Raw genomic sequence first — 3,818 nt, forward strand, 5'->3', positions numbered from 1 at the left:
CACCGGTGCGGGTCGCCCGGCCGGCACGTCGGCGCCGGGCCGCGGGACGCCGTTGGTGCGGTGGCCGTTGACCCGGACCGGGGGCTCGGGATCGCCCGGAACACCGGGCAGCGGTGACGGCAGGTCACCGTGTCGTGACGATGAGGCGGCCCATCCCGGGTGCGGATCCGGTGTACGCCAGGGCGACGCCGGCTCCCGCGACGGTGGCCGGTCCCCGAGCCGGGGCCAACCGGTCGCCGGGGGCGCCCACCCGTCGCCGGAACGGGCCAGGTCGTCCTGCGGACCCGTCCCGTCACCGTGCTCTCCCGGGGTGGCGGCTCCGGGTTGCCCTGCTTCACTCACCGCGCGCTCCTTGGTCGCCCCCGCTGAGGCTACCGTGTGGTGACAGTGGCGATAAGTTACAGCGGCGGGCCAATTCCGCGACGGGCTCCAAGCCCAGACCGGTACGGGTGAAATGCCGGCTCGTACGACGAAACTCGGAGGTTCCCATGACCGCTGTGGGGAACGGTGCACACACCGCCGGCCGGCCCACCCGCCTGCCCCGTTCCGCCCGCCGCAAGCAGTTGCTCGCAGCGGCGCAGGAGGTGTTCGTCGCGCAGGGTTACCACGCTGCCGCGATGGACGACATCGCCGAGCGGGCCGGGGTCTCCAAGCCGGTGCTCTACCAGCACTTCCCGGGCAAGATGGAGCTCTACCTGGCGCTGCTCGACACGCACTGCGACGCGATCGTGGCGAAGGTGCACGACGCGATGCGCGGGACCATCGACAACAAGGAGCGCGTCGGTGCCTCGGTGCGGGCGTACTTCGACTTCGTCGACCACGAGAGCGAGGCCTTCCGTCTCGTCTTCGAGTCCGACCTGCGCAACGACCCGGCGGTGCGGCAGCGCGTCGAGCGGGTCGAGCAGGGCTGCATCGCGGCGATAACCGACACCATCATCTCGGACACCGGCGTCAGCCGGGCGCACGCCGAGCTGCTCGCCTCCGGGCTGGTCGGCGCGGCGGAGACGGCCGCGCAGTTCTGGCTGGCCGGTGGGCGGCAGGTGCCCAAGGCGGAGGCCGAGGCGCTCGTCGCGGCACTCTCGTGGCGGGGCATCGCGAGCTTCCCGCTGCAAGGTGAGTCAGCCTGACCGCCACCGGTGTGATCGGATAGCCTTCGCACGGCGGCTCATTCGCCCCAGTTGAGGAGGCACCGTGGAGGTCAAGATCGGCGTGCAGTACGCGCCGCGCGAGCTGGTTCTGGAGAGCGCGCAGTCGCCGGCCGAGATCGAGCAGGCCGTGACCGACGCCTTCGCCAACAACAGCGGGACGCTCTCCCTCACCGACGAGAAGGGCCGGCGGATCATCGTGCCGGTCGACAAGGTCGCGTACGTGGAGATCGCCGAGGCGTCCCCGCGCGCGGTCGGTTTCACCGTCCGCTGACGTTCCGCGCTCCCGGCGGCGGTCGTGGCCGCAGCCACCACCGCCGTCGGGAGCCTGGGTCAGTTGTTGAGGCCGACGGCGCCCATCCGCGCGGTGTGCGCCGCGGTCAGCCGTCGGAACAGCCCCGCCACGTCCGCCTGTTCGTCCCGCGCGATCAGCGCGGTGAGTGCCCCGAGGTCGGCGGACGCCACCCGGCCGGCCTGGGACAGCGCCTCGCCGACCAGCCGTCGGGCCCACATCGAGAGCCGGTTGGCGACCCGGGGGTCCGTCTCGATGGCGAGGCGGATCTCGGCGGCGGCGAAGTCGGCGTACCGGGACTCGTGCAGCACGTCGAGGACGAGCCGGCGGTCCGGTTCGGTGAGGGCGCCGGCGATCTCCCGGATGAAGTCGTCGGTGATCCCGTCCCCGACGTACGCCTTGGTCACCGCCTCGGCCCAGTCCCTCGGCTCGGTCGAGTCGTGGAACGCCTGCAGCGGCGCGACGTACGGCGCCATCGCGTCGTCGGGCAGTACGCCCAGCGCGGCGAGCCGGTCGGCCAGCCGGCGGTAGTTGGCGATCTCGGCGGCGGCCATCTCGCCGAGCGCGGCCCGCCGGCGCAGGTCGGGGGCGAGCCGGGCGTCGGCGGCCATCCGTTCGAAGGCCAGCAGTTCGCCGAGGGCCACCAGGCCGAGCAGGTCCACGACGGCACGTTCGGGCGGAATGTCGGCGGTGTGGTCGGACGGGGTGGAGGCGGACATCTGGGCAGGTTACCGCCCGACCTTCCCGGGCGTGGCACGTGGCCCAGGTCACACCGATCGGCCCTGGACGCGGACCGCCATCCGGAATCAGGACGGTGACCGGCCGGTTCAGGTAGACTGGAGCAGTTGCCGTGGGCACCGACCGACGTTCGATCCGGTCGACGTTCCCCCACGGCGCGCGTGCGGCCCGGTCCGGCTCGGCAGTCTGCCGCCGACCGTGTGGCCCGCGCCATACCCGAACAGCGCCCTGAGGACTAAAGGGGCGCACCCACGAGAGGGCACCCCCAAATCCATATGAGCGAGCTGACCCAAGATCTCATGGACGGCCAGGAACTGGCCCCCACCGCTCCGGTACGACCGGAGGCGCCCACGTTCGCCGAGCTGGGCGCACGTCAGGAGACCGTCGACGCGCTGGCCGCGTCCGGCATCACCCGGGCCTTCGCCATCCAGGAGTACGCGCTGCCGATCGCGCTGCGCGGCACCGACCTGATCGGCCAGGCCCCCACCGGCACCGGCAAGACCCTCGGCTTCGGCGTACCGCTGCTGGAGCGGGTGTTCGCGCCCGCCGAGGGCAGCGACGGCGTGCCGCAGGCGCTCGTCGTGGTCCCGACCCGCGAGCTGGGCATCCAGGTCGCCAAGGACCTCCAGGCCGCGGGCCGCACCCGCGGCGTGCGCGTGCTGCCGATCTACGGCGGCGTGGCGTACGAGCCGCAGATCGACGCGCTGCGCAAGGGCGTGGAGATCCTCGTCGGCACCCCCGGCCGCCTGATGGACCTGCAGAAGCAGAAGCACCTGCGACTCGACCGGGTACGCGCGCTGGTCCTCGACGAGGCCGACCGCATGCTCGACCTGGGCTTCCTCGACGACGTCGAGAAGATCCTCGCGATGCTGCCGGAGGACCGGCAGACGATGCTGTTCTCGGCCACCATGCCGGACCCGATCGTCACGCTGTCCCGGCGCTTCCTGCGCCGTCCGGTGACCATCCACGCCGGGCACACGGCCGAGACCGGTCCGTCGCCGCAGACCCAGCAGCTGGCGTACCGCACCCACTCGATGAACAAGATCGAGATCGTGGCGCGGATCCTCCAGGCCGAGGGGCGCGGGCTGACCATGATCTTCACCCGGACCAAGCGGGCGGCCGACCGGGTCGCCGAGGACCTCGACTTCCGCGGTTTCGCGGTCGCCGCCGTCCACGGTGACCTCGGCCAGGGCGCACGGGAGCGGGCGCTGCGCGCGTTCCGGGCCGGCAAGATCGACACGCTGGTCGCCACCGACGTGGCCGCGCGGGGCATCGACGTCACCGGCGTCACCCACGTCATCAACTACGACTGCCCCGAGGACCAGGACACCTACACCCACCGGATCGGTCGTACCGGCCGGGCCGGGGCGACCGGTGTCGCGGTGACCTTCGTCGACTGGGACGACATGCCCCGCTGGCGGATCATCGACAAGACGCTCGGCCTGGACATGCCGGAGCCGCCGGAGACGTACCACACGTCCGCCCACCTCTACACCGAGCTGGGCATCTCCACCGACATCTCGGGCACCCTGCCGACGGCCGAGCGCACCCGCGCCGGCCTCGCCGCCGAGGTGGAGGAGGACCTGGGTGGCCGTTCGCGGCGCGGCGAGGGCCGCGGCACCCGGCGCGGTGAGGGTCGGGAC

The 3,818-nt window shown here is 72.5% G+C and carries 4 protein-coding genes and 1 pseudogene; 3 read left to right on the forward strand and 2 right to left on the reverse strand.

The annotated features are described in order from the left end of the window. Positions 1-342 (reverse strand): annotated as a pseudogene (locus AB0I76_RS24775) (hypothetical protein); the annotation flags it as partial. A gap of 146 nt (positions 343-488) precedes the next feature. Between AB0I76_RS24775 and AB0I76_RS24780 the strand changes: the two are divergent. Continuing rightward, complete coding sequence (locus AB0I76_RS24780) at positions 489-1,127, forward strand: TetR/AcrR family transcriptional regulator (RefSeq protein ID WP_357039934.1); 639 nt, start codon at positions 489-491, stop codon at positions 1,125-1,127. A 64-nt stretch (positions 1,128-1,191) separates the two neighbouring features. Next, entirely contained in the window at positions 1,192-1,419 is a 228-nt protein-coding gene (locus AB0I76_RS24785; RefSeq protein WP_357039937.1) for a DUF3107 domain-containing protein, read from the forward strand. Positions 1,420-1,478: 59 nt separating this feature from the next. Here AB0I76_RS24785 and AB0I76_RS24790 read toward each other — a convergent pair whose 3' ends face one another. Next, positions 1,479-2,156, reverse strand: coding sequence for a ferritin-like fold-containing protein (locus tag AB0I76_RS24790; RefSeq protein WP_357039940.1), 678 nt, complete (start codon positions 2,154-2,156; stop codon positions 1,479-1,481). A 294-nt stretch (positions 2,157-2,450) separates the two neighbouring features. Here AB0I76_RS24790 and AB0I76_RS24795 point away from each other — a divergent pair. Continuing rightward, on the forward strand, positions 2,451-3,818 hold a 1,368-nt coding region (locus AB0I76_RS24795; protein ID WP_357039943.1), incomplete at its 3' end, for a DEAD/DEAH box helicase.

Origin of the sequence: Micromonospora sp. NPDC049799 (assembly GCF_040656655.1) — a bacterium.
Lineage (GTDB): Bacteria > Actinomycetota > Actinomycetes > Mycobacteriales > Micromonosporaceae > Micromonospora.

Bases quoted from the DNA above. Each gene is read 5' to 3' on its own strand.
- AB0I76_RS24780 (WP_357039934.1), top strand. From the start codon at position 489: ATGACCGCTGTGGGGAACGGTGCACACACCGCCGGCCGGCCCACCCGC.
- AB0I76_RS24790 (WP_357039940.1), bottom strand. From the start codon at position 2,156: ATGTCCGCCTCCACCCCGTCCGACCACACCGCCGACATTCCGCCCGAA.